The organism is Nostoc sp. FACHB-152 (assembly GCF_014697475.1).
Lineage (GTDB): Bacteria > Cyanobacteriota > Cyanobacteriia > Cyanobacteriales > Nostocaceae > Nostoc_B.
Window position 1 is genome coordinate 30,670 of sequence record NZ_JACJRV010000044.1, and the last position, 24,022, is coordinate 54,691.

Annotated in this window: 22 protein-coding genes; 11 read left to right on the forward strand and 11 right to left on the reverse strand. The window is 39.5% G+C overall.

Translation table 11 applies throughout. The features are described 5' to 3' along the window. Positions 1-562: 562 nt before the first annotated feature. The 3 genes from H6G76_RS23300 to H6G76_RS23310 all read right to left on the reverse strand — a co-directional run bounded on the left by H6G76_RS23300 (position 563) and on the right by H6G76_RS23310 (position 4,036). Complete coding sequence (locus H6G76_RS23300) at positions 563-2,056, reverse strand: Ig-like domain-containing protein (RefSeq protein ID WP_190706206.1); 1,494 nt, start codon at positions 2,054-2,056, stop codon at positions 563-565. Between the two features lie 60 nt (positions 2,057-2,116). Then, on the reverse strand, positions 2,117-2,887 hold the full coding sequence (locus H6G76_RS23305) for a TIGR03943 family putative permease subunit (protein ID WP_190706209.1): 771 nt from the start codon (positions 2,885-2,887) through the stop codon (positions 2,117-2,119). Between the two features lie 93 nt (positions 2,888-2,980). After that, positions 2,981-4,036, reverse strand: a complete 1,056-nt coding sequence (locus tag H6G76_RS23310; protein WP_190706285.1) for a permease — start codon at positions 4,034-4,036, stop codon at positions 2,981-2,983. 832 nt (positions 4,037-4,868) lie between these two features. On the opposite strand from H6G76_RS23310, the gene H6G76_RS23315 reads away from it, so the two are divergent. Beyond that, positions 4,869-6,227, forward strand: coding sequence for a sensor histidine kinase (locus H6G76_RS23315; protein WP_190706212.1), 1,359 nt, complete (start codon positions 4,869-4,871; stop codon positions 6,225-6,227). 93 nt (positions 6,228-6,320) lie between these two features. Here the strand turns inward: H6G76_RS23315 and H6G76_RS23320 are convergent, their stop codons facing one another. Both H6G76_RS23320 and H6G76_RS23325 read right to left on the reverse strand, forming a co-directional pair. Beyond that, entirely contained in the window at positions 6,321-7,826 is a 1,506-nt protein-coding gene (locus H6G76_RS23320) for a glycosyl hydrolase family 57 (protein WP_190706215.1), read from the reverse strand. 78 nt (positions 7,827-7,904) lie between these two features. Next, a complete protein-coding gene (locus H6G76_RS23325) occupies positions 7,905-8,783 on the reverse strand; it encodes an SDR family oxidoreductase (RefSeq protein ID WP_190706218.1) in 879 nt (292 codons plus the stop codon). 405 nt (positions 8,784-9,188) lie between these two features. On the opposite strand from H6G76_RS23325, the gene H6G76_RS23330 reads away from it, so the two are divergent. Next, the gene (locus H6G76_RS23330; protein WP_190706221.1) at positions 9,189-9,329 is read left to right on the forward strand and encodes a hypothetical protein; all 141 of its coding nucleotides are present in this window, start codon (positions 9,189-9,191) and stop codon (positions 9,327-9,329) included. A 744-nt stretch (positions 9,330-10,073) separates the two neighbouring features. Further along, positions 10,074-10,679, forward strand: a complete 606-nt coding sequence (locus H6G76_RS23335) for a hypothetical protein (RefSeq protein WP_190706224.1) — start codon at positions 10,074-10,076, stop codon at positions 10,677-10,679. On the opposite strand, the gene H6G76_RS23340 is transcribed toward H6G76_RS23335, so the two are convergent. Next, entirely contained in the window at positions 10,653-12,311 is a 1,659-nt protein-coding gene (locus H6G76_RS23340; RefSeq protein WP_190706287.1) for an alpha/beta hydrolase, read from the reverse strand. The genes H6G76_RS23335 and H6G76_RS23340 overlap by 27 nt on opposite strands. Positions 12,312-12,514: 203 nt before the next feature. Beyond that, positions 12,515-12,916 (reverse strand): hypothetical protein, encoded by a 402-nt coding sequence (locus H6G76_RS23345; RefSeq protein ID WP_190706227.1) that lies wholly within the window; start codon positions 12,914-12,916, stop codon positions 12,515-12,517. A 321-nt stretch (positions 12,917-13,237) separates the two neighbouring features. Here H6G76_RS23345 and H6G76_RS23350 point away from each other — a divergent pair, with 321 nt between their 5' ends. From H6G76_RS23350 to H6G76_RS23360, 3 genes are all read left to right on the forward strand, one after another. Further along, complete coding sequence (locus H6G76_RS23350) at positions 13,238-13,516, forward strand: DUF2171 domain-containing protein (RefSeq protein ID WP_190706230.1); 279 nt, start codon at positions 13,238-13,240, stop codon at positions 13,514-13,516. Between the two features lie 311 nt (positions 13,517-13,827). After that, positions 13,828-14,049, forward strand: coding sequence for a hypothetical protein (locus tag H6G76_RS23355; protein WP_190706233.1), 222 nt, complete (start codon positions 13,828-13,830; stop codon positions 14,047-14,049). A gap of 413 nt (positions 14,050-14,462) precedes the next feature. Beyond that, positions 14,463-14,792: a hypothetical protein gene (locus H6G76_RS23360; protein ID WP_190706236.1), complete on the forward strand. Its 330-nt coding sequence runs from the start codon at positions 14,463-14,465 to the stop codon at positions 14,790-14,792. A gap of 76 nt (positions 14,793-14,868) precedes the next feature. On the opposite strand, the gene murG is transcribed toward H6G76_RS23360, so the two are convergent. Beyond that, the gene (gene murG, locus H6G76_RS23365) at positions 14,869-15,939 is read right to left on the reverse strand and encodes an undecaprenyldiphospho-muramoylpentapeptide beta-N-acetylglucosaminyltransferase (protein ID WP_190706238.1); all 1,071 of its coding nucleotides are present in this window, start codon (positions 15,937-15,939) and stop codon (positions 14,869-14,871) included. An 84-nt stretch (positions 15,940-16,023) separates the two neighbouring features. Here murG and H6G76_RS23370 point away from each other — a divergent pair, with 84 nt between their 5' ends. The 5 genes from H6G76_RS23370 to H6G76_RS23390 all read left to right on the forward strand — a co-directional run bounded on the left by H6G76_RS23370 (position 16,024) and on the right by H6G76_RS23390 (position 20,852). Further along, positions 16,024-16,833 (forward strand): nuclear transport factor 2 family protein, encoded by an 810-nt coding sequence (locus H6G76_RS23370; RefSeq protein WP_190706241.1) that lies wholly within the window; start codon positions 16,024-16,026, stop codon positions 16,831-16,833. A 217-nt stretch (positions 16,834-17,050) separates the two neighbouring features. Next, complete coding sequence (locus tag H6G76_RS23375) at positions 17,051-17,824, forward strand: SDR family oxidoreductase (RefSeq protein WP_190706244.1); 774 nt, start codon at positions 17,051-17,053, stop codon at positions 17,822-17,824. An 81-nt stretch (positions 17,825-17,905) separates the two neighbouring features. Then, positions 17,906-18,067, forward strand: coding sequence for a hypothetical protein (locus tag H6G76_RS23380; RefSeq protein ID WP_190706247.1), 162 nt, complete (start codon positions 17,906-17,908; stop codon positions 18,065-18,067). Positions 18,068-18,296: 229 nt separating this feature from the next. Continuing rightward, positions 18,297-20,042 (forward strand): diguanylate cyclase, encoded by a 1,746-nt coding sequence (locus H6G76_RS23385; RefSeq protein WP_190706256.1) that lies wholly within the window; start codon positions 18,297-18,299, stop codon positions 20,040-20,042. Between the two features lie 414 nt (positions 20,043-20,456). Next, positions 20,457-20,852, forward strand: a complete 396-nt coding sequence (locus tag H6G76_RS23390) for a VOC family protein (RefSeq protein WP_190706259.1) — start codon at positions 20,457-20,459, stop codon at positions 20,850-20,852. 128 nt (positions 20,853-20,980) lie between these two features. On the opposite strand, the gene H6G76_RS23395 is transcribed toward H6G76_RS23390, so the two are convergent. The 3 genes from H6G76_RS23395 to H6G76_RS23405 form a co-directional block, all read right to left on the reverse strand. Continuing rightward, on the reverse strand, positions 20,981-22,489 hold the full coding sequence (locus tag H6G76_RS23395; protein ID WP_190706262.1) for an NAD(P)/FAD-dependent oxidoreductase: 1,509 nt from the start codon (positions 22,487-22,489) through the stop codon (positions 20,981-20,983). 85 nt (positions 22,490-22,574) lie between these two features. Beyond that, positions 22,575-23,687 carry a threonine-phosphate decarboxylase CobD gene (gene cobD / locus H6G76_RS23400; RefSeq protein ID WP_190706264.1) on the reverse strand — a complete coding sequence of 371 codons (1,113 nt, stop codon included), beginning with the start codon at positions 23,685-23,687 and terminating at the stop codon, positions 22,575-22,577. Between the two features lie 26 nt (positions 23,688-23,713). Next, positions 23,714-23,998 carry an HU family DNA-binding protein gene (locus H6G76_RS23405; protein WP_015111786.1) on the reverse strand — a complete coding sequence of 95 codons (285 nt, stop codon included), beginning with the start codon at positions 23,996-23,998 and terminating at the stop codon, positions 23,714-23,716. Positions 23,999-24,022: the final 24 nt, after the last annotated feature.

The window sequence follows — 24,022 nt, forward strand, 5'->3', positions numbered from 1 at the left end:
CTCAACTGTGTTTGCTCAGTGTTTAATTTAGAAACCAAGTTGAATTTTCCCCAAGCATGAGTCACCAGTCATTAGTCAATGTTCCGATTTTGCATCTAGGACTGATGACGTTATAACATTAAGAACTTATTACCCGTCAACCTGAGGCTAGACAAGGATTTATAGTTTAAATGTTACAATGTACGGACTTCAGCATAGATGCTTGACAAGGGTTTTATCTGAATTGACTTAGATAAACAATTATTTGGTAGTAACAGCTGCCTGGCAAAAATTCACGCGCTAGATAAATATCTGCGCTGTATATAATTTAGCAAACACCTCGCTTGTAAGGGAACAGGGGTTTGATATCGTGTTCGGTAAAAGACATATCATTAAGGACGCAGAGGGGCTGGGGAGCAGAGGAGAAGGTTTTGCATTGTCTGCACAGATGTATCGAATCACTTGTATTTAGCCGGACATGATATGAGACATCACATAAGAAGCGGAGGGGCAGAGGGGCAGATGGCAATATAGCTCTTGATTTCTCCCCTCCACCCCTGCACCCTAGCCCCCTTGCTTCCTATTACGGTAGCCAACGAGGATAGAAGCCAACTAGAGGGAGCTTTTCTGGTCTGATTGTGGTGATTGCGGCATCAGCAATAGGTAACAGTGGCATTAACCACAGACTGCTAGTTGCGATCGCTTCCCCATCATCTGTTTTTAGGGTATTTGCAGGTGCTTGTACGTTATCAGGATGTGCTACTACTTGATCGAATAACAAACCTAGTCCATCAGGTGATAAGCTCATTTCGACATTTCGCTGATCGACAGGTAGCACTAGCAGGGGTTTTTGCTGTCCACTTGTCAGGTCGATGGCCACTAAGTAAGGTTGCTCTACATACTCTGCTTTTGTGATTAACTGTGTCAACAAACAATACAGGGTAGGTGAGGCGGGATCAAATTGGCAACTAATAATCGAACCTGTAGTTTTTACTAAAGGTTTTTGGATACCTTGATTGGTAACTAAAAATAAATCCCTGGTGTAATCTGTATTAAATTTGACCATTGCCGCTTGGGAGCCATCTTTAGAAAAAGCTTGCACTAGACCAAATTGGGGCAAAAAGTCTAAGGGTTTATTCGCATCACCTTGTAGTGGCAAGATAGCAGCACCCTGACCTTGGGCTACGGCAACGGCTTTACTATCAGGAGTGATCATAAAATCTCCCCCTGGTTGGCTTTGCAGGCGTTGGGGAGTGGGTTTAGCTGCTGATTTATCCCAGGTGGTGGGCATATACCACAACCCAAAGTCACCAGGATTATTTTTATTGCCGCGTTGAACGACTATAGTTTCTCCATCCGGGGATAAGTCAAATTTTAGGTTTTGGTAGTCTTTATTATCTAAAATCAGGTCAACTTTACCTGCGGGTTCTGGTTTGGTGTCTGATTTTCCAGCAATTCCTGTTGTGACGGTGTATATCTGGGCTGAAAGTAAATCATCGTTAGTGGCAGAGCGGGCCGAAAATAAGATTTTTTCCCCATATGGAAATGGTTTAAAGTCCATTACCGTGATGTCTTTGGGGGTAAGTACCTTTTTTTGTTCTTGGGTTAAGTTGTAAAGAACTAATTGCCCTTGCTCGTCGGGGTTTGCCCCTATATACAGAATGACGCGATCGCGTGTGCGAAAATTCCCAATAAAGGGCTGTATAGGTTTATTTTTACCTTCTTTTTGAGCAAATTTATCTTTGGCTTGTTGTAGCTGTACTTTATAATTTGTGCCATAGGGAGCAGGTGTTAACAGTGTATAAACCATCCGCCTGCCTGCCCAACTGATTTTTCCTGCTAGAGGCGGCTCAATTTTTAAGTTATCCTCAACGCTTTTGGTGTCCATTGGACGGCTAAAGGTGAGGCTAAAAGCAATATCTTCTGCGCCAATTTGCTGATTTTTCCAGGTAAAGTCACGGACGCGGGGGGCAACGACATCACCTTGGAAGATGATGAAGCCAATCAGCAAACTCAGCAGCAGCATTACAGCGATCGCTACTCGGTCTAGTGGTTGGATAATTGTTTTAGTAGTCATTTGTCAAGGGTCAAGGGTCAAGGGTCAATGGTCAATAGACTTTGGACTGTTGACTATTGACTAATAACTATAAGGATTTTGGGGTTGCGGAATCTTTTTGAGAGAGTTAGCCACAATGGTTAGTTGACGTTTGCCGTTAAGAGTTTCGGTAGCCATTTGTCCTTCGACTTCTAGCCAAGTATCAGGGGGATATTGTTCTTGATTTGCTGGTAATTTCACGGGTAATCCTACGGGATATGCATCCGCAGCACAGCATGAGAGAACAAATCGGGCTATGAATAAATATTCTTTGCTTAAATCTTGGGGACGCATCACAAATCCTTGAACTTTGGCATTTTGTCCTGTATATGCGTCTGGTTCGGGATAAACGTTGAGTGTCCTTACCCAGTCTACAAGCGATCGCTCTTCTGGACGAATCGAAGCGCGAAAGGCTTGAGGCTTAATGCGTGAGGTTCCAAGTAAATCACTTACACCGCGATTTAGTGCTTTATCACTGGCAAAAACTTGGGGTGTAATAATAAAACCTAAAATTGCCGCCGTCAACAATAAAGCACCACCCCAACCAGGCGGAAACAAAGTCATATGCTGGATATTTGGCATCACATCACGGCGACGACGCTGCCAAAGTTCATGAATTTTGAATAACCCGACAATAATCAAGCAAATACCAGCCACCACCACCAAACCAAAGTAATTCGGGTGAATCAACAAGTTTAGCTTGCCTGTTAGCCAGTATTTCAGCATCAAAATGCCCCAAGCTGTGATTGCTAGTACATCCAGCCAAGGGAGTAATTGAGTAATAAGTTTAGGTTTAGGAGTTTGAGTAGCCATTGGTTAAGAGTCAAGTGTCAAAAGTCTAAAGTCAATAGTCTGAGTTGGTTAAAGAAATAATTATTGACCCTTGACCATTGACCATTGACTAATTTACAAAACGTGCAAGTTAATAAAAATTGTGAACAGGAATGTCAATTGTGCGGCTAAGGCAAAGAGATAAAAAATTGCCCTGGGTTTCAGAATAGATAACATCAACCCAACGCTTTTGATGTCGATCATTGGGCCAAATACTAAAAATGCTAACAAAGAGCCGCTACTAAATGCTGAAGCAAAGGACAAAGCGAAGAAGGAATCGACTGTAGAACAAATCGAGACGACTGCTGCCAAAACCAGCATGACGATGATGGAAGTAATAGGGCCAGCACCGAGACTGAGGATTAAATCGCGCGGGGCCAAAACTTGGATTGCAGCTGCGATCGCACTGCCAATCACTATCACTCCTCCCAGTTCCCGCAATTCTTGGACAGTATTATCTACCAACAGCCGCAGTTTAGCAGCCAATGGTTTATTAGGGTTGGCGAATGGATCATCTACAGGTGATACATTGCCATCTAAACGGGTGGGTATACCTGCTTTACCTCCCAAAATATAAGTACCCGATTGCAACAAGTTGGGTGTAGTTGGTTCCTGTTGGATTTGGTAACGTTTTCCCCGGCGTTGAGGTTCCACTTTGGCTGGTGGATTAAACTTCATATAACGAGCGATCGCCGGTTGAACTATCGGACTCAAGTCCTTTTGAAAACTGAAGATAAAGCCAATAATGGTAGCAATTGTTAGGGAAAATACGACTCGTAAAATTACTATCTCTGGCTGATCGCGAAACGCCGTCCAAGTTGCCCAAATTACTATGGGGTTAATCGTTGGTGCTGCTAGTAAAAAACCAATCGCTACAGATGTGGGTACGCCCTGAATCAGCAATCGCCGCGCTACTGGCACATTGCCACACTCACACACCGGAAATAAAAAGCCAACTAGACTGCCAACTAAAGCACCCAATAGTGGGTTTGTAGGCATTTTTTCGACTAATTTGCGCTCATCAACAAAAAACAGCAGCAAACTAGAGAATAAAACCCCCAGCAGCAAAAACGGCATCGCTTCGACTAGCAGACTCAGAAATATAGTAAAACCATTGCTCAGTTGATTCATGGGTGTCGCAGTCAAAAGCGGTTTAAAGTTTTGAGGTTATGCCTAGTCATTCTATCGAGCAGGGGGATCAAAATTATGTATGGGCTATCAAATATCATTTACATAACCAGAATTACAGCAGGGAACAGTGTTGAAAGGCTTTTGATATAGGCTTGTTGAAGAAAATTTGTACCTCGTTTAGCTGAAATCTGTTGTATGTTTAGCTCTTAGACTTGCTTAATCGCTGATTAGCCTCCCTGTGTTTTATTATAGTCATTTTACCTGAGTGCATTTACTGATATCACCTATGTTTGAGATTGGCTAATTTCCGAAATTGTTCCGAATTCTAGGTTAGGGGTCATAGGCTAAGGTGAGGTTTAATTACCTGATGTTTATACTTACTGTAATTAACAAATTAACGGGTTAATTTCAGTGCATTTTCATAAAGGATTCACACTTTTTAAACATTTGGGGATCGCTTTATGTTGCTTAGATGATTTAAATAAACTACAGCAGATTGCAGTGAATAAGATCCAAATTTCCAGAAAAGCTATGTACCAATAAACTTTCAAACCTGTTGCTTGCTGTATTTTTGGCAAAGTGGGCATCAGATGTAGTTGATTTTTACTATAAAAATTTGCCAACTGCAATACCAATTGGGAATTATTTTAGTAAGTTTTTAGAAAGGATTATTTAGAATACTCTAAAGCATTGTGAAAGCTGCCGTGGAAAATAATCAGATTTGTTATTGTTAGTTAATCTCTGTTTCTGCCGCTATTAAGCAAGCAGAAATGGTTAGGGTATAAAATATCAGCTTATTGCTTGTTAGCCTTTGTATATATCAGGGTTGCCAGTGTCAGAAGAAATTATTCCTCTCATCTCACCGCCAGTTTTCTCTATATCTAGCGATCGCGACCTCAGCCTAGAGTCAAACCTCCAAGAACTTCCCATGTATGAATTTGGGGTAAATATTAATTGTTCTGGGGCAGAAGTGGCGAATTATTTAGAAAAATATCCACTGTTACCAGGAGTGATTTTACTGGAAGGCAGAGAATATAGAGGGATGATTTCACGGCGGCGACTAGCAGAATTTTTGATTCGTCCTTACGGGCAAGAGTTATTTGCTAAAGCTACCTTAGGTATTCTTTATAGCTACGCGCGAACAGGAATTTTGTTGCTACCGGAAACGACGACGATTTTAACAGCCATGCAACATACCCTCAAGCGATCGCCAGAACTTTTTGCGGAACCTGTCGTAGTCCAAACAGCAGCTAATACATATAAATTATTAGATATTCATGACTTAAATCTCGCTGCTTGGCAAATTCGTGGCATTGAAACGCAGGTACGCTACGAACGCAGCCAAGCCCAAATGATTCAAAATGATAAAATGGCACGTCTAGGACGTTTAGTTGATGGGATCGCCCATGAAATTTTAGACCCCGTAGGTTTTATTTGGGGCAACTTAACTTATATATCTAATTACAGTCAAGACTTACTCAAGTTAATATCTACTTACTCTCAAGATTTACCTCAAGAGTCAGCCACAATTAATCATTTTAAAGAAGAAATTGAATTTGATTTTTTAGAAGAAGATTTATTAAAAGCTTTGGCAAGCGCCCGCAGTGGTGCAGAAAGATTGAAAAAACTCGTCACTAGTTTACAAAATTTCTGTCATATTGATGAAATTTATCCTAAGCCAGTAGATATTAATGCTTGTATAGATGGAATTGTTTTATTACTTAATAGTCGGGTAAAAGGTGATATTGAGATTATTAAAAAGTACGGCAAAATTCCACCAGTCTCTTGCTTTACAGGACAATTTCATCAAGTATTAATGAATATTTTAAGTTACTCTGTAGATGGTTTACTAGATGAAGCAGTAAGACAGCAGTTTCAGCAAGAATATAATCATCACAGTGAAAAACCTATAATTGTTATTAGTACAGCAGTTATTTCTCAAGCACCTACTCAACTCAATACCTTAGATTCTCGCTGGGTTTGTATTAGCATTGTTGACAATGGCTTAGGAATGTCTGAAAAATTACAAAAGCAAATTATCGAATCTTTTTCTGTAGAGAAACGGGCTGATGTTGAAACGAGTTTAGCGGTTAGTTACCGCATTATTACAGCTAGACATGGCGGTAAATTAAATTTCCGATCGCAGGTAGGAGTTGGGACAGAATTTGAAATACTTTTGCCGTTGGTATAAAGGCCAATATTGTAGAAATTAGAATCTACTTAAAAAAATTTTAAATGGTGGACATTATAATACCCACCATACTGTAGTTTGGATTTTGAATTACTAGACACAATTTAGGAAATTAGCTTGTAACAAAGTTTCGCCTCGTTGATAAATTTCTCTGGCATAGTCTGTCCAAGTACCTTGTCCCCAATAACGAAAACAGCTAGTTTGCAGTAATAAGTTATAGAGTAATGTTTGGCGGTATTGAGATTGTTTTGTAATGGCTTTAGTTGCATCAGATAGAAGTAATTTATCTACTTTTTCATGAAATAAACTGCTAAGTTGATTCATGGGAGACAACACATTTTCATATCCTTTGACCCAACTGATATGATTAGTCCATGAGGCTCCGTCCATATGAAAGTTAGGGTTTATTTGTTTTAATTCTTGGATAGCCTTTTCTACAGCTTCCGGCTGAGAATTATCTGGTGCAACTCGTTGCCAAATTTGATGTTGGCCTATTGGTTGACAGGCAGGATAATCTTGTGGGTTGCAGCCTGCGGCTTCGATTAACTCTAAATATTCTGTGCCACACATCCCTACAACGCCGGATTTGCCACCGCCATTATTTACCATATCCCACCAAGCTTGTTTAAAAGCACTGGGAAATTCATTCATCATTACGCCGCCATTTTCACCATCACCAATTTGACTGACTATTGGTGGAATTAAGACATTCCTTAGTTGTTGTTTTGAGAGAGTTTTAGCTTCGTAGTAAGGTTGCATTTGAGCAACTAATTTTGTATCTGAACCTTGAGTTTTAATTAAGGCTGTAATACTAATTGTTTCACCTTGGGAATTACGAGCGATTAAACGGTGTGGTAGATGTTTGTCAGCGAGAGATTCGCCGTTAATTGTTTCTACAGAATGTTCTTGTACAAGCAACCAGCGATAGCCGCATTCTTTAAGCGATTTGACAAATTCAAACAGAGTATCAGGATGATTTGGTAGGTGCATTTCTGGTGGTGAAAAGCCTTTGACTCGCGCCAAGGCTTCCCAACCGAAAATCGCGGCAAAATGTTGTTGCCAAGCGATAATGTGCAATTTAATATCGGGTATTGGTGTGGAAGGGACTACAGTATGACTCCACATAGTTCCCAACCACTCGACGTAAGGCTGATAAGCAGGATCGCAAGTAATACGTTTGAGGTTGTCGAGGATGTCGTTGCGTCCCATTTGGCGCAATCCCCACAACAAATTGCCAGAGTAATCTAACATGATGCGGGGGTTGCAGCCTTGGCTGACTAATTCGGGAATGAAATCGCCCATGCGACTATAGCAATAAGCAAACGGCCCGGCGTTGTGGTTATCGCCTTCGTGGGGATGTTCAAACATATATTGCAGATTGCTGATCAGTTCGCCACCATAACCTGCGGGGATGGTTGGCTGGTGCATATGTAATGCGATCGCAAATACTGCATTGACATCCTCTAACTTGAGATTGGTTGAGGGTAAAAAAACCTGCTGATTGTGGTTGACTACCGAGAGAACCTCTTTTTCCCATCCAGATATATTTGGTAAGCCATCAATAATTTCTGGTGGGAGGGTAGCAGGAAAAGATTGCATAAAGTATGAGGAATAAAACTTTTCATCCCTCATACTGTATCTTTATTGTTGCGGTAGGCGATCGCCCCCCAGAATCTCTTAAGACTTACGTGCAGATACCAACGGAATCACATTTCTAAATAGCACAACATCACAGAAACGATTAATTCTGCTCAATAAACTTGGTTTTTCTGCCAGATGCTGGTTTAGGCCTGGCGGTGCGGCGATTTTTAAAATCAACTCTAACAACCAAGGGGCAAGGCGTTGACACCACACTGCTAAATGGCTTTGCCATCCGACTAAAATTTCTGGTCTATCACTTTGCAGTCCAGCAATTAATGCTTGTGCTACTTGTTGGGGTGTCATGGGAATTACCCAACGGAATAGTTGCAAGTTCCGCACCATATCTGTGTCGGTGAGGGAAGGTAATAAGGCTTGGACTTGAATATTGTACTGGGCTAGTTCTTGACGCAAGGCTTGGGTAAATCCTAAGATGGCAAACTTTGTAGCTGAATATGTTGCCATCGTCGGTGCAGCGACTTTCCCCATTAAGCTAGAGACATTAACAATTGTTCCTTGTCTTTGGCTAGCCATACGTCGGGCAATCAGACTGGTGAGGGTATACATCCCCAATAAATTTACTGAGAGTTCTTCTTGCACTTGGGGAAGTTTAGAACGCAAGAATGAAGTTTGATATGCAACTCCTGCACAGTTTACTAGTAGATGAATTGGGCCATGATTGCGCCATAGTTGCGCTACAGCAATATTTACTTCCGTGGCGCGAGTTAAATCTACTGACATGATTACGGCTTCTGCACCCATCGCTTCGATTTCTTGGGCGACTTGGGCTAACTTTTGATGGTCGCGTGCTATTAAGATTAGCCTTTTCATACCCTGTTGTGCTAAAGCTAAAGCGATCGCTTTACCAATACCACGAGATGCCCCTGTAATTAGAGCAATGTTACCTTGAATCTTCATCGGTTTTCACCTCTAAAATTTAAGTCTTACCGCAGGTTTTTTTGTTGATAGACACAATTACAGCTATTCGTTTACCGCAGGTAAAACAATTCATTGCTCCTCATTTAACTTAGAGGAAACTAAGTCTTGAAAAATGAGATTGATGTTTCTTATTCCAGATTGCAAATCCATACTTCAACCAATGGGCTGTATGGATATGGCTAATACTTTTTACCTCTTTTATATTCAGAGTGTTAATTAGCAAGCTTGCTACACATACCTTAACAATTTAATCAAGTACCTGCCACATTTTTTCATAAGAATTTCTTAATAGTTGTTAACAAAGTTTATATATATATAGGGAATATTTTGGAAAATAAGTTTTATGAATACTACTAGATAAATATCTTCACTTCTTGACAATCAATGACGGTTGGATATATCAATCACCCGCCATATCTGATTTATCAAAGCCATACAGATTCAGGAACATTTGCGGCTAGATTGTCGTCAGTAGATTTACTAGATTTAGATTACGAACACTCCCAGCCGTCCTTCTTAATCTGATTAATTTGAATCAATAGATAGGAATCTAAGAATTTTACTTAATTTACAAACTAGTCATGGAGGCAAGCAATAGGCACTCTTGCAACAAATGTGTTTGGCTCTCCTACACGGGTTGCTATAGAGGCAAAAAATGCCATTTTTATTGGCGCGATACTGTCAGATATCCTAATATTTGTATCGTATTAGTGACTAGTATTTCACTATTTTCAACGATGCGATCGCTTTTAAGTAAAGTGCTGTTATTAGCTGTCAATATATTTTCCTAGATAGGATATTTCTGGTTTTGTTTAAATGTTAATCAAGGCCACCTATAGCTAAAGTACTGAGTAGTGGGTACTCAACTTTAATCGAAAAAAGTGCGTTTGCTTAGATACCCGACTTATCAAAGAAGTAGGGTATCTTGTTTTACAGCAGTTTTCATCCCAATGAGGTATAGTCCTCAGTGCCTCTAACCCCTAGCCTCTATCTAAATGTACTGTAAACCGATAAACGCTGTATTTGGTTACTTGATGTTCATTATTTAGTTACGTAAATGCTTAAGTAGCAGTGTAAAAATTATATAAAGACACGCAAAAATAGTTGATATTTATCCTGAGAGAGTTTTATATTAACAATATGCAATAATAAATACTTAAGTATAGCAATCCTATTAGATTTACAAACTTCTTCCTCATAAGAGGAAATAGATTTGTTTGAATTAAATTTGATTTAAGACTGCTATACTTGCAGACATTAAATTAACTAATGAAAGACATTATAAAATATATTAAAAACCAAGAAAATAAATTTTTACAGTTAAAATTTTTTCAGGTTTTAACAAATAGCGGTATAGACCCTATTCAGAGGCTAAGTTTGCTTCCTTACCTCACAGACTTGGCAATGAGTTTTCAAGATTTGAATCATGACCTCCTCAATGATGGATTGAACTCTCATATTGGGCCAGAAACAGTGAATAGTTACTCAGTTGAAGATGGTAGCTATTGGCGAGGGTATCTCAAATATTTAGAAACATTAGAGATAAATCAGGTAATGCAATCTAGTGATTATCTTAAATTTATGGGGAGCAATAAAACTCTAAAAACTCGTCGCCTGGCTAATAGTTTAATTGCCAAATGTCGCTATGAAAATGATATTTTATTAAAAATAGTAATCATTGCGGCTATTGACGCATCAGGAAGCCCAGCTATCAGGGCAATAGCAAAAATTAGTGAAGAATTGCTGTCAAATACTAATGAATTTAACTCTGACTTTAGTCAAGAAAGTGTGAAGTTAGAAACCATCAATCGCAGCTTATTCTTCAGCCAAAAACTATTAAAGTTTATTTTATTTCTGTTTAGGATCATTTTTTAATGCTTGTGTAAATTGCTCTGTAGTTAGAGAAGTTAGCAGGCTGAGATTTAAAGGGTTTTGACTAACATATTGGGCATAAGCTGGTTGCAAATAAACCTGGTATTCAGGATTGTTAAGTAAATTACTTTCTAAAAAAGCCACACTAAAAGCTTTCAAATAAGAATAAGCTACTGTCGGTTCAGGTCCGAGCAATCCCGACGGTACGGGTAACACATTACCTGAAGGAGTAGATTCTTCCAGAGCCGTAAAATGTGTAGCATTTTGAATTAAAAGTAGATACTTGTTAGTATCAGTAAGCCAAGTAAAGGGGCGAATCTGTTCTGGGATGGCTGGGGCAAAAATATCTTGGCTACCCGTCACCAACATTGCAGGAACTTTAATTTGGCTGAGGCCACTTTGACCTAATACGGAACTGTTAATTGGATTAATAGCCATGACAGCCTTAATTCGGCTGTCTTGCAGTGAATAATCTTTTGGTGCTAACTCAGATGCTTGACATTGCAACAATAGAGACAAGTTTAAGGATCTATTGGGATAACAATCTCGACGCAGTTGAGCAAAGTTAAGTTTGGCTCCTGCTAAAGTCAAAACAGTGTAGCCACCAAAGGAATGTCCAATTGCGCCAACTTGCTGAAAGTTTATTTTTCCTTTGAGGGAAGCATTGACGGTTGCTAAACGTTGGAGTTCATCAAGTACATACTTAACATCTAAAGGTCGGTCGATAAATTCTCTAGGTTCTGGTGGCCCTGCTAAACCTGCAAAGTATTGTTGAAAGCGTTGGGAATTACTACCAGGATGGTCTAAAGCTGCAACCGCAAAGCCATAGGAAGCTAAATGTTGAGCTAGGTAGGCCAAAGCATAGCGGTCTGAAGCTAAACCATGAGAAATTACAATTAAAGGAAAAGGAGACGCAGGCTGATTATTTGAGCCTTGGGTTTTTGCTTGTGGAATATAAACATCTACAGGTAGACGGCGAGAGCGTTTAACGTCATTTAGCTCAAAATAGACTTTTTCAAAACTAAATTTTCCTGGCTGGCGTAAATCTGGCTTTTGAGAAAAGTCGATGTTTGCAGTCGTTATAGTTCCCAAGAGTGCTTGTTGTCGCAAATATGCAACCACAGCATCCCTATCTTTGAGCAATTCTGATAGGTTATTAACTATTTTGACTCCCTCTGTAAAGTTCAGGCGAATAGTTGCAGAAGGAAACCTACGTATTATATTGACAACAGTTAATCCTTGGGGATCATTAGCAGCTATAATCAATGCACCCCGCAGGGCATAAAAACCATTTTGGTGAGCTTCAGTTAATAGTAATTCTCCTAAACGCCGTACCACCTGTTCACCTATCGGTGAATAAGTAAACTGGGATACTAAAGTAGGCGTAACATTAAAACGCTGTTGCAGTAATTGCCGTAGTTGCGCTAGTTGTTCAGGCGTAGCTCTTCTGGCATATAGTTCTAAATCACTAGTAATTTTACCTTCTTTAGCAAAAGTCTCTAAGGACTTGGTAGATAACGAAAATTCTCCGAATGGAGCATAAAAAAAGCTAATGCGCTCGGCTCCAAAACTAGGTGCGGCTGATAAAAGTGTAGATATTAGCCCTAAACTGAAATATTTCAGGAATTTTTTCATAACTTCAAGACATATGACGATGCGATCGTTAATATAGAGGGTTTTGACAATTTCCGCGAAGGCAGTAGGGAGGATTTTTGAATCGACTCTAGGCGCGTACAGATGTACACTGCTTTTTAGTAATGAAGAAATTGCAGACATTTGGGTAAGGTATAGCTAGAAATAAATGCTTGAAATTTTCCTAAGTAAGCAATTATTTATAGTCAACGCTGGCGATATTTACAAATCCCTACTCCCATTAATATTCTTAATATCGCACTGATGATTAAACCAATCGAAGCAAAAGTTATAAAAGATAAATCAGCTTGGCTTCTTTGAGGATAGCCACCAATTAAAATTCCAGTTTGAAATCCCATACTTGAGCCAGTAATTGACCCCAATATTACCCACCTCATGATATTTTTAGACCTAACCAATGATGCGATCGCTAGCCCAATTAAACTAACCACTAATCCAACCACAGACACAATAACAGCCCTATACCCAATAACTGATATTACCGAGGTGTAGTTTACAATTGATGCGCCCAACCCGCCAATCAAGGCTCCAAAAACTACCCAAAGTAAGATTTCCAAGATGAACCAAAAAATTTTTGTTTGTCTCATATATAAATCTGAGTTTGGTAATAAATAGTAAACTGTTAATAGCCTTTAAAATTTTTTATTGCTAAAGTTCTATAATTTTTAAGATTTACTACGCGATCAGTATTATTAATAAAAAGCTTGTTAATTCAAGTTAAACAAAACTTCTAACTTCATAAATATCTTACCTAAAGCTTACTTTTAAAACCATCTCATATGTCTGTAGAACGAAGCACATTCTTTAGTATTCAACGTATCTTGGAGTGTAACTTAGTCTACTCAGCAAAAAAGCAATTCAGTAAAAATTGAGTCAGACTTTTGATGGATTTAATGAGGAAATTAATTATGGACATATCACAAATTTACGAAAATATGCCAGTCTATGCAGAAGGACCTGGTGGTTTAGCAGGCGTATCTGACACCCACATTGGAAATATCGATTCTATTCAAGGGGATAAGTATTTCAAATTAACAAAGCACAGTTCTCCAGATGGACAACACCACTGGTTTCCTGTTGAGTGGATACGCGCTGTCGATGAACGCGCTGTTTACCTCAACAAAACAATAACCGAAGTAGACTCAGAATTGCTCAACGAGAAGCCTGCTGGTGTTGAAAACAACTAAATAGTATTGATGGGCTGCTTTGCGAGTGCAGTCCTGGTAATTTCGGATTTCTCAAAATCTATACAGGCTGAGGCTTTGTAAAGAAAAGTATCACAGTTTTGGGAACAGGCGATCGCACTCAAACCACCATATACCATGCAATCTGACAAAAGCTGACCTTGTTTCCATTAATAAAGTTAATCGAACATATAAATCTACATACATTTAATAAGCTTTTGTAATATTTGAGTTTTTAACTAGTCTTTTTAATTTAATATTTTCTTTAGATTCTCAAACACCCTAATACATTTTCCTCCACAGGAAACAGAGTAATGAACATCAACCTGATCAATTCCACAATCTTACGTCAGTTCTGGTCTGTAGTAGAGCAAACTCAAAGCAGCACGCTTCTGGGACTCAATGATACAGATTTAGTCAAGCTATTGTTAAGACAGATTGAGAGCAAAACAACCCTTAATCATGAAGAGACTAGCAATTTAACTGCTTACATTTATTCTAAAACTTTGCTTATACGTGATTTGGCGCAAATATAATCCGCATAAACATGATTATATTAACTGTATCTTTGTGTAGATTCAACCGCCATCTTCAAAATTATCTAGGATTAATGTGCTGATTATGTCTGGTAAATCTTCTTCAGCAAATTTGCCCATATCAGCCTCTAGTTATTCGAGCATCAAAAATGTATAGCGATTGTAATTCATTAGTAAGGGATAAAAACCTTGATTTTTTAGCAAAATCAAGGTTTTGCAATTTTAATGGTCATGATTAGCATAAAATTGGTTTCGTGTGAAAAACTAACATAGCAAACCGTGTAGGATATCCAAACAAATCTATTGCCTATTGCCTGCCTCCACGACTAGTTGGTAAATTAAGTAGGATTGCTATAGCTTGAATAATTATGTCTTTATGCAATAATTGGTAAGTTATTACAATTAGAAATTTAATGAGTAAATTTCCAATTACTATTGATTTTAGTAGTGTAGATTTAGACGCTCTGGAAACCGAAGAAGATTTTAAAACAGAGGCAAAACAACTACTACCTCAAGCATTGCAAAAGCTTGGTGAATCTATAGGCGAACAAACCTGGGAAGAATTAGAAAACAACCTCAAGCAAGGGGGAAGTAAATCTAAAGGTTCTCAACTAGAAAAACGTAAGTTTATTCAAGAAACAGGCAGAACATATCAACGCAAGGCCAGTAGCAGAGAAAAACAAGAACTAGAAGATTACATAATAGAGCAATTACGTGATCTACATAGACAAAGGCCTAGATAAAATTGTGGGCTAATTAATCAAATATAAAAAAAGACGCGAAATTTCACGTCTGTTAATAATTTTTTGCATTTGGATTTTAGCTTTCTATTACTTCTCTTACTAGAGAGGCTAACTTATCAGCACTATCAGGAACTGCGATCGCTTTCGCATTTTCTCCCATTTTTGTTAACTCGGTTGGATTTTGCAACAACTGTAAAACCTGAGTTTGCAATATTTCGGCTGTTAACTCTGATTGTTTATCAGTAATTGCTGCACCAACTTTAGTAAATACCTCTGCGTTATAAGATTGATGATCTTCCGCCGCAAAGGGGTAAGGGATCAAAATTGCTGGTGTGCCACACACCGCTAATTCTGTTAAGCTACCAGCACCAGAACGACTAATTGCTAAAGCTGCACGTCGCAACAGTGCAGCCATATTGTCATAAAAGGGTAACTCTATATATTGCGGATGTTTAAAAATACCGGCATCGGGATCGCGATCGCCTGTTAAATGGACGATATAAGCACCAGCATCTAACCAAGCTGTCGCCGCCTGACGTACTAGTTTATTAATAGCAACTGCACCTTGACTTCCACCAAATACTACAATTAACGGCACACCATCAGGAATCGATAAATCCAGTGATGGTGGTTCCGTATCTAAAAATTGCGATCGCACTGGTGTACCAACGCAAACACATTTGGCACGGGGTAAATACTTAGTTGCCGCATCAAACCCCAACGCCATTGCATTGCACCAAGGGCCAAAAAACCGAGTTACTTTTCCTGGTAAAGCATTAGATTCGTGAAAAACTACAGGTAAACCTAAAGAACGCGCCGCAATTACCGCAGGCCCAGCAATATATCCGCCTGTAGTAAATACACCCTGAAATTTTCCCCGTTTGAGAAGTCGTCTAACTTCTATAATCGAACCAATGAGTTTACCCAAAATCCGAACAGATGCAAGACCGAACCCTTGCTGGAACCCTTCAACTGGAATAGTATTCAAGGGATACTGTTTGGGAACAAGTTGCGTTTCTAGTCGATTTGGGACACCCAACCATTCGATTTCATAGTCTGGCAGTTTTTCTGCCAGTGCGATCGCTGGAAACAAGTGTCCACCAGTACCACTGGCAGCTATAAGTAATTTTATCGGTGCGTTTGTCATCAAACCTCTACCGTTTAGCGCCTAGCTTCATTAAGATAAAACAATTTCCCCACACTCATGAATAAAATCAGTAAACTGTTACCAATGACTAACATTATTGCGGCATTATTAAAACGGCAACCAAAATTTGCCACTAACAGTTGGCTCTTATTATGCCTGCTAACACTGGGCTTAACTAGTAGTTTACACGGTGTGCAAGCTGCTCCAGCCCAAAATCCACCCGCAGACCTGAATAATTTACTAACGCAAATTGATACAGCTGCTAGTAAAGGCAATGCCAAAGCCGTCCTCCAATTTTATAGCCCTAATTTTACAAATGGGGATGGGTTAAACCGCCCAAATCTAGAGAAAGCTTTGGTGACACTTTGGAAACAATATCCGCAACTGCGATATAGTACAAAGCTGCAAGATTGGAAATCTGAAGGTAATGCCATCATTGCAACAACAGTGACAAATATTTCCAGTTTGCCATCTGCTAACACTAATAGTTACGCGCTCAATGCTACGATTACATCCCGCCAACGAGTTACAGGCGGAAAAATCGTCCGTCAAGACATCTTATCGGAACGCACCCTCATTACTTCTGGGAAACAGCCACCCCAAATTGATATGAAATTACCCCAGCAAGTGAAAGTCGGACAGCAGTATAGTTTTGATGCGATTGTTAAAGAACCTTTAGGGGATGATTTTCTGCTAGGAACAGCCATAGAAGAACCCGTTAAAGTTGAAAAATATCTCAATCCCTCACCTGTAGAATTACAATTACTCAACTCCGGCGGATTATTTAAAGTAGGACGCGCCCCCTCAACTCCTGGTAGCCATTGGATTTCAGCAGTGATTGTTCGGGGTGAAGGTATGGCAATGGTGACTCAGCGTTTGCAAGTAGTCAAATAAAGTGTGAAGTATGTAGACACCCTTTGGGTGGCTTGCCGCAGGCTAGTATGAAGTATGAAATTTCAGTCTTTATGCTTCATTTTGTTAGAAGGGAACGGGGGCTTTTTTCCTATCCCCTACTCCCCACTCACCATTCCCTACTTCCTATTCAAAGAGCTATATCAATAGTTCAGAATTATTGGACAATTAACACTGGACTATTGACTCTTGACTAACAATGATTTCCCTACAAAATCAAATCGTTTTGGTTACTGGTGCAAGCAGTGGAATTGGTACTGCTTGCGCTAAAGTCTTTGCTGGTGCTGGTGCAAAGTTGATTTTGGCAGCGCGACGGCTAGAACGGTTGCAGCAGCTAGCAGATAATCTAAATAAAGAGTTTGGGACAGCAACTCATTTGTTACAGTTGGATGTGCGCGATCGCCCTGCGGTAGAATCTGTTATTGCTAACCTACCTCCTGACTGGTCTAATATAGACATTCTCATCAATAACGCTGGTTTGAGTCGCGGTTTAGATAAATTGCACGAAGGCGACTTTCAAGACTGGGAAGAAATGATTGATACCAATATCAAGGGTTTACTCTACCTCACCCGCTATGTCGTTCCCGGAATGGTAAATCGTGGTCGCGGTCATGTGGTAAATATTGGTTCCATAGCCGGACATCAAACTTATCCTGGCGGTAATGTCTACTGTGCCACCAAAGCGGCGGTGAAAGCCATATCTGAAGGCTTGAAACAAGACCTTTTAGGGACTCCAGTACGTATCACTTCCGTTGATCCTGGAATGGTGGAAACAGAATTTAGTGAAGTGCGTTTTCATGGTGACGCTGAACGCGCCAAGCGGGTTTATCAAGACGTAAAACCCTTAACGCCTGATGATATCGCTGATGTCATCTTATTTTGCACCACGCGATCGCCCCATGTAAATATTAACGAAGTCATACTCATGCCTGTAGATCAAGCTAGTGCAACTCTCGTTCATCGGCATAATTAAAGTATTAACATTTCTCCAAAAATAGGCTTCGTAAAGTTATATAAACTATTGCTGACTAATCATAAAAATCGTAGGCTGTTTATGCCTACGATTTTTTATAAAAAATACTCTTCACCCTGTCAGATCAATATTATTGAAGACAAATTTACCGCCATAGCTGCAATACTAATTGTTGTGACTTCTTTTCTACCAGCCTATCTTGGCAGATATCGCTATACTTACACAGGAACTTATTTTGGCTAAACTTTATCTATAAATATTAATAAAAATAAAATCTATCTGTGTGTAGATAGGTTTTTAGTACAACAAGAGATATAACAAAGACGAATTGGTGAGATACTTTTATTTCACCGCATATGCTTAACCTTGTTCAAAATTTGATGATAAATAAACATAGATGAGTCAAGTAATTAACCAATTATGTAAGTATAATATATTTATTTTTAATAATTTTATATATATAAAATAGCAAATGGAAATTACTTACTGGAATTCTATAATTGCTCATGGCATCACTGCATTTTCATACTTTTGTATTCCTATAGTAATAGCAGCTTTATTTAGCAAAACTAAGGCAACCATTCCTTCTAAATTTTGGTTAGCCTTTTTCTTATCAGGTGCATTTATATTCTTTTGCGGATTTCATCACTTTTTGATGATGTTTGAGTCACATACGCCCATTTCCTCAATGCACTTAGGCGTAATCGACATCATGGCGTTTGTTTCTTTATCCACCTTACTGTGGTTGATGCCAACTACTTCTCAGATTATAGAAGTAATTGCCAAATTTCAAGCAGATGCACGCGAACTTCAACGTAGCCAGCAAATGTTACAGCTCTTTTTAAATCAAGGCCCGTTTGGAGCCTATATCAAAGATGAGCAATCGAGAATACTTTACTACAACCAAGAAATCCAGTCTAAATTTTTGGTCGGCCCACAAGAATGGTTAGGAAAAAAAGATAGTGAAATCTTGCCAGACCCAGAACAAGGGCGACTGGTCATGGAAAATGATCAAATCGTTTTGAAAACTCTACGCCCATTGAAGTTGATTGAAGAGGTAAAGACAGCAAATAATGAACAGCCAAACTATTGGCTATCGTTTAAATTTCCATTCAGCGACCCTACCACAGGCGAGCGACGCATCGGTGGGATTAGCATAGATATTACCGAAACTGTAGAAGCACAGCGAGTGATTGCGGATCTAAGTCGGCAGCTAGAACAAAAAACTCTAACATTAGACTCTAAAAATCAGCAACTTACATATCTATCAGACATGGCTAATATGCTGTATACCTGCGAGTCTGAAGATGAAGTATATCAAGTGGTTGCTTTAACCTGTTCTAAGCTTTTTTCTAATATGAGTGGTTGTATCAACATAATTGCTAACTCCAAACATTATGTTGAGACGAAGAGTTTTTGGGGAGGCGAAAAAGAAAGTAAAGAAATATTTTCTCAATCCGATTGTTGGGCATTGCGGAGAGGTAAATTAAACTTGTTATCGCCTCATCACCCAGGACTGGTTTGCAACCACATAAGACAGCCTGTGAACGGCGCACATTTATGTGTCCCATTGTTAGGACAAGTTGAAGTAGTGGGATTTTTACATATCCATTCCCCTGAAGAAATAGACTCAGAACAACAACAAATTGCTGAGGTAATTGCTAGATATTTAGCCTTTGCATTAAATAATCTCTTGATAAAACAACGGCTAACCCATGACAACTTGCGAGATGGGTTGACCCAACTATTCAATTCTACCTATATGCAAACTATAACTGAGCAGAGGTTAGCGGAGGCTCAACGCTTAGGGCAATCTCTTGGGCTTGTTTTTCTTGATATCGATAACTTCAAATCTTACAACTCACGTTATGGGCATTTGACTGCCAATATTGTCCTCAAGGCATTAGGAAAACTGTTGTTAAATTCAATTCGTTCCTTTGACATTCCTTGTAGATGGGGAGGCGACGAATTTGTAATTGTTATGCCTAATGTAACGCTAGAAAAGCTGCGTGAACGAGTAGAGCAACTTAGGGTAGATGTTTCTCAAATGGAACTAAAAGATGGTGAGCAAACCTTAGAAAGTATCACCGTGTCTTTTGGAATAGCAGTATCAGAGCCGGGGATCACAGTTAAGGAATTGCTGAGTCGAGCAAATCAAGCCATGCTTAAAGCCAAGCGAAATTCCAAGAATCAGGTTCTTGCCTATAGATACCCATAATCAAATTTGGAAGAGTCAGCGACAAGATGAGCCGAAGTCAGGTGCTGGTAAGGGTTTCGCTCACTCACACCCTACACCCATATACCTCTGCGCCCTAGTCTAAACCCTTGATTTTTCGTCTCCGGAGTTAGTCTGGGTGTAAATAGCCTATGATTTTTTGATCACAGTAACTTGCAACTCATAGTCATTTCGAGTATGATTTATCTAAAGGATTAGATAAAAGTGATGAAATTATCCCTGAATCTCATCGTCAAGGTTTAGAAAAAGCAGGAACCTTTGGTGTGATGTTGGGCTTTGTAGTCATGATGTTTTTAGATATTGCTTTAGGTTAAAGCAGTGTTGAGGAGTGTACTTGTATTGCGCTTAATTTCTAGTTTTTTCTACTAATTCTATTTCAAATTAAAGGAGCGAATTATGAACTTCCTTCGCTTTGAACATCTGAACCTTGGTTGCAAAAATATTGACCTCAGCCAGAAATTCTATCAAACTTTGTTTCCTGACTGGTATGTGCGTGCGGAAGGTATATACAACGGTAGCCGTTGGATGCATTTTGGTAATGACCAATTTTATCTCACTTTGAATGATTATTCAGAGCAAAATCGAGTGCATCAAGCATACGAAAGTATTGGCATTAATCACGTTGGCTTTGTAATTAAGAATGGCGAAGCTATGCAAAAATTGCTAGATAGTGAAGGCATTGAATATTACACCCTCACAGCACCAGAAACTAAACACAGAATTTATGTCAATGACCCGGATGGCAATGAAATTGAGTTGGTGGAATATCAACCAGATTATGCACTGAGGTAGTTGATATTATTCGGTTGTAAACGTAGTAAATGTAGTGGCGTGTTATGCCGTAGGCTAACGCACCATATGCATAATATTACGATGGTGCGTTGCGCTGCACAACAACGCACCCTACTATACTGGTATATTCACAAATTCCAATTCCGTCGAACATGGAAGAAGCCTTCTAATCTATCTTGCAAATTTGAATTGCTCTTTAATCTTTGCTGATGCCATGTTTGTGCAGTTTGTACCAAAATTTCTGAGAAGCTAGGATAGACAGGAGCTAAATTCGCTAAATCTTTGACTTTAATTTTTTGTACCATAGCGAAAGCAATTAAATTAATTAATTCTGCTGTTGTTGCTCCTAAAATAGTAGCCCCAATAATATCACCATTGCGTAACACAATTAATTTACAAATACCTGTAGTTTCGCTTTGAATTTGGGCTGATGTTAGAGATTTAAAATACTGTCGTAAAACTATAACTTTATGGTGATAAAACTTGTTTGCCTGCTCCTCCGTTAAACCCACTCGTGCCAACATTGGGTGAGTAAATATTCCCCAAGGAATATGCTGATAATTAACATTTAATCTGGGGAAGAAAAGAGCATTATTTAACGCAATCCTGGCTTCATAATTAGCAATGTTAGCGAACTCATAACCACCAATCACATCACCACAAGCATAAATGCGTTTGTTTGTAGTTTGCAGTTTATTATTGACTACTAAGCGATGCTTATACCATTTGACACCTACGGCTGCCAAATTTAAAGATGCAAAATTTGGTGTTTGTCCAGTTGCAACCAGAATTTCATCAGTTTCAATAGCTTTATCTCCGGCTTGAATCCACTTTTTATCATCAATTTGTCTGACTTGAGTGGTGAGTGTTTGAGCCAGAACGCGCACACCATCAACTTCTAATTGGGCTTGAAGTAACTGGGCAATTTCTGGATCAATATTGGGGAGAATATAAGGATATTTAACTACTAATGTGACAGTACAACCTAAACGGGCTAAAGTTTGCGCTATTTCAATACTTTGAGGAATACCGCCAATAATTACCCAATTTTGGGGGATTGTGGGTTGGGTGAGATATTGCCAAATATTATTTAAGGTGAGATAACCAGTGGCTTGTAAGCCGTCAATATTAGGAATTGTTGGACTGGAACCACTAGCTAGTAAATAAGTCCTTCCGCGTAGCAAGCGGAGAATATTAGTTTGCGAAGAAAAATTTGATTGGGAATCTGAAGATTTGCTGTCGTTGTCATAAACAGCAAATGCTAAATTTGGTTTAGATTGAAATTCACCCCGGCCAACAATCACATCAACTCCAAGTGCAGCTAGTGTAGCAGGGGAATTAATTTCATGAATATTTTCAGCAACTCCGTAAGCATATTGCATTGCCTCTTGCCATGCGACAGATACGTGGCATTTTTCGGCAATATCGGTATGAGAAGTATGAATACCAAAGCCAGCAGCATCTTTGAAAGACTTTAAGATATTAGCGATTTCGCTAAACGTTTGATGATAAATAAACCCGTAATTTATTTGTGGTTCTACTAAGGCAACTTTGGCATACAGTTTGGTTGCAGCTAAAGCAGCATAGCGTCCGGCAAGGCTGCCGCCAATAATCACGACATCGTAGTCAATAGTCATTAGTCATTTGTCATTTGTCATTAGTTAATTGTAGAGACGTTCATCATCTCGTCTCTACAAGCAGCAAAACTACGAACTATCAATTTTAGACTAATGTTTGCAGTGCGTTTAATAAAAGCTGGTTATCAGACACAGAACGCACCGCCACCCGAAAGAAGCGATCGCCTAATTCTTTAAAGCTCAGGCAATCCCGAATTAAAATCTGATGGTGTTGAAGTAATTTTTGCTGTAACTGCGAACTAGACTGTTGTGTTTCCACCAGTAAAAAGTTCGCAGCACTAGTATAAGGCTGCAATCCGTCAATGGCCGCTAAACCTTGAAACAGTTGGTTTCGTGTAGGTGGTAGCCATTGCCAGGTTTGATTTTGAAAATTGCGATCGCTAATTACTGCAATTGCAGCCGCCGCAGCCAGATTGTTGACAGGCCAAGGATCACGCCACGCCTGCCACCGCGATAGGTAATCAGGGTGAGCGATCGCGTATCCCAGTCTCAGCCCCGGCAGACTGTAAAATTTTGTGAGCGATCGCAATACGACTAAATTTTTATGTTCCTGCACCACCCCAATTAAGCTTTGTTCTTCATCAGGTGGTAAAAAATCCATAAACGCTTCATCCACCACCACCAAGGCAAACTCTTCTAACAGTGGTAAAATTTCCTGCCGTGAAAATAATTTCCCTGTTGGGTTGTGTGGATTGTTTAAAAGTAGTCCTTTGTCACTTGTCCTTTGTCCTTGAATTTCTAAACGTTGGCTGCCAACATTCAGACTCGTGTCATTGTTGATTAACAAATGACTATTGACAAATGACAAAGGACTGAAATTAATAGGTAACTCCAGGACTTTAGCGTTATAGGCCGCTAGGGTTCGGTAGTAGTCACCAAAGGCTGGAGTAAGCAAGACTGTTGCAGATAATGCTGCTAATTCCCTACCCACCAAAGTTAATAATTCTGCTGAACCATTACCCGGCAGAATCCACTCTGGTGGTAATTGATGGAAGTGACTGAGAGCGAGTCTCAGTTCACGGTATTCTGGCTGGGGATAGTGCTTCAAACTATCAATTTGGGACTTAATCGCAGCGATCGCACTATCCGGTGGCCCTAAAGGACTGATGCTAGCCGAAAAATCAAGAATAGCATCACGAGGGCAGCCAGCCAGTGCTGCTGCCCAGGCTAAATTTCCCCCGTGTGCTGGTTGCTGCATCAAAATAAAAATCCCGAAAACAAAACTTAAGATTTTGGGGGTGCCACTCTTTCTCTAAAGAGTTTACCAGCAGAGAAAGCAGGCACTTTGGTTGCCGGAATTTCCATTTTCTCATTTGTTTTGGGGTTACGACCTTCACGAGCTTTACGTTCCCGTGACTCAAAGGAACCAAACCCCACCAATGTGACTTTATCGCCAGAGGAAACCGCTTCAATAATGGTTTCTAAAGCAGCAGTTAATACTGCATCTGCTTGCTTTTTGGTCACACTAGCTTTTTCTGCCACTGCATCGACCAATTCACCTTTGTTCATATAAACTCCTTCAGGTTTATTTGA

Bases quoted from the DNA above. Each gene is read 5' to 3' on its own strand.
- H6G76_RS23300 (WP_190706206.1), bottom strand. From the start codon at position 2,056: ATGACTACTAAAACAATTATCCAACCACTAGACCGAGTAGCGATCGCT.
- H6G76_RS23305 (WP_190706209.1), bottom strand. From the start codon at position 2,887: ATGGCTACTCAAACTCCTAAACCTAAACTTATTACTCAATTACTCCCT.
- H6G76_RS23310 (WP_190706285.1), bottom strand. From the start codon at position 4,036: ATGAATCAACTGAGCAATGGTTTTACTATATTTCTGAGTCTGCTAGTC.
- H6G76_RS23320 (WP_190706215.1), bottom strand. From the start codon at position 7,826: ATGCAATCTTTTCCTGCTACCCTCCCACCAGAAATTATTGATGGCTTA.
- H6G76_RS23325 (WP_190706218.1), bottom strand. From the start codon at position 8,783: ATGAAGATTCAAGGTAACATTGCTCTAATTACAGGGGCATCTCGTGGT.
- H6G76_RS23330 (WP_190706221.1), top strand. From the start codon at position 9,189: ATGACGGTTGGATATATCAATCACCCGCCATATCTGATTTATCAAAGC.
- H6G76_RS23335 (WP_190706224.1), top strand. From the start codon at position 10,074: ATGAAAGACATTATAAAATATATTAAAAACCAAGAAAATAAATTTTTA.
- H6G76_RS23340 (WP_190706287.1), bottom strand. From the start codon at position 12,311: ATGAAAAAATTCCTGAAATATTTCAGTTTAGGGCTAATATCTACACTT.
- H6G76_RS23345 (WP_190706227.1), bottom strand. From the start codon at position 12,916: ATGAGACAAACAAAAATTTTTTGGTTCATCTTGGAAATCTTACTTTGG.
- H6G76_RS23350 (WP_190706230.1), top strand. From the start codon at position 13,238: ATGGACATATCACAAATTTACGAAAATATGCCAGTCTATGCAGAAGGA.
- H6G76_RS23355 (WP_190706233.1), top strand. From the start codon at position 13,828: ATGAACATCAACCTGATCAATTCCACAATCTTACGTCAGTTCTGGTCT.
- H6G76_RS23360 (WP_190706236.1), top strand. From the start codon at position 14,463: ATGAGTAAATTTCCAATTACTATTGATTTTAGTAGTGTAGATTTAGAC.
- murG (WP_190706238.1), bottom strand. From the start codon at position 15,939: ATGACAAACGCACCGATAAAATTACTTATAGCTGCCAGTGGTACTGGT.
- H6G76_RS23370 (WP_190706241.1), top strand. From the start codon at position 16,024: ATGACTAACATTATTGCGGCATTATTAAAACGGCAACCAAAATTTGCC.
- H6G76_RS23375 (WP_190706244.1), top strand. From the start codon at position 17,051: ATGATTTCCCTACAAAATCAAATCGTTTTGGTTACTGGTGCAAGCAGT.
- H6G76_RS23380 (WP_190706247.1), top strand. From the start codon at position 17,906: ATGCCTACGATTTTTTATAAAAAATACTCTTCACCCTGTCAGATCAAT.
- H6G76_RS23385 (WP_190706256.1), top strand. From the start codon at position 18,297: ATGGAAATTACTTACTGGAATTCTATAATTGCTCATGGCATCACTGCA.
- H6G76_RS23390 (WP_190706259.1), top strand. From the start codon at position 20,457: ATGAACTTCCTTCGCTTTGAACATCTGAACCTTGGTTGCAAAAATATT.
- H6G76_RS23395 (WP_190706262.1), bottom strand. From the start codon at position 22,489: ATGACTATTGACTACGATGTCGTGATTATTGGCGGCAGCCTTGCCGGA.
- cobD (WP_190706264.1), bottom strand. From the start codon at position 23,687: ATGCAGCAACCAGCACACGGGGGAAATTTAGCCTGGGCAGCAGCACTG.
- H6G76_RS23405 (WP_015111786.1), bottom strand. From the start codon at position 23,998: ATGAACAAAGGTGAATTGGTCGATGCAGTGGCAGAAAAAGCTAGTGTG.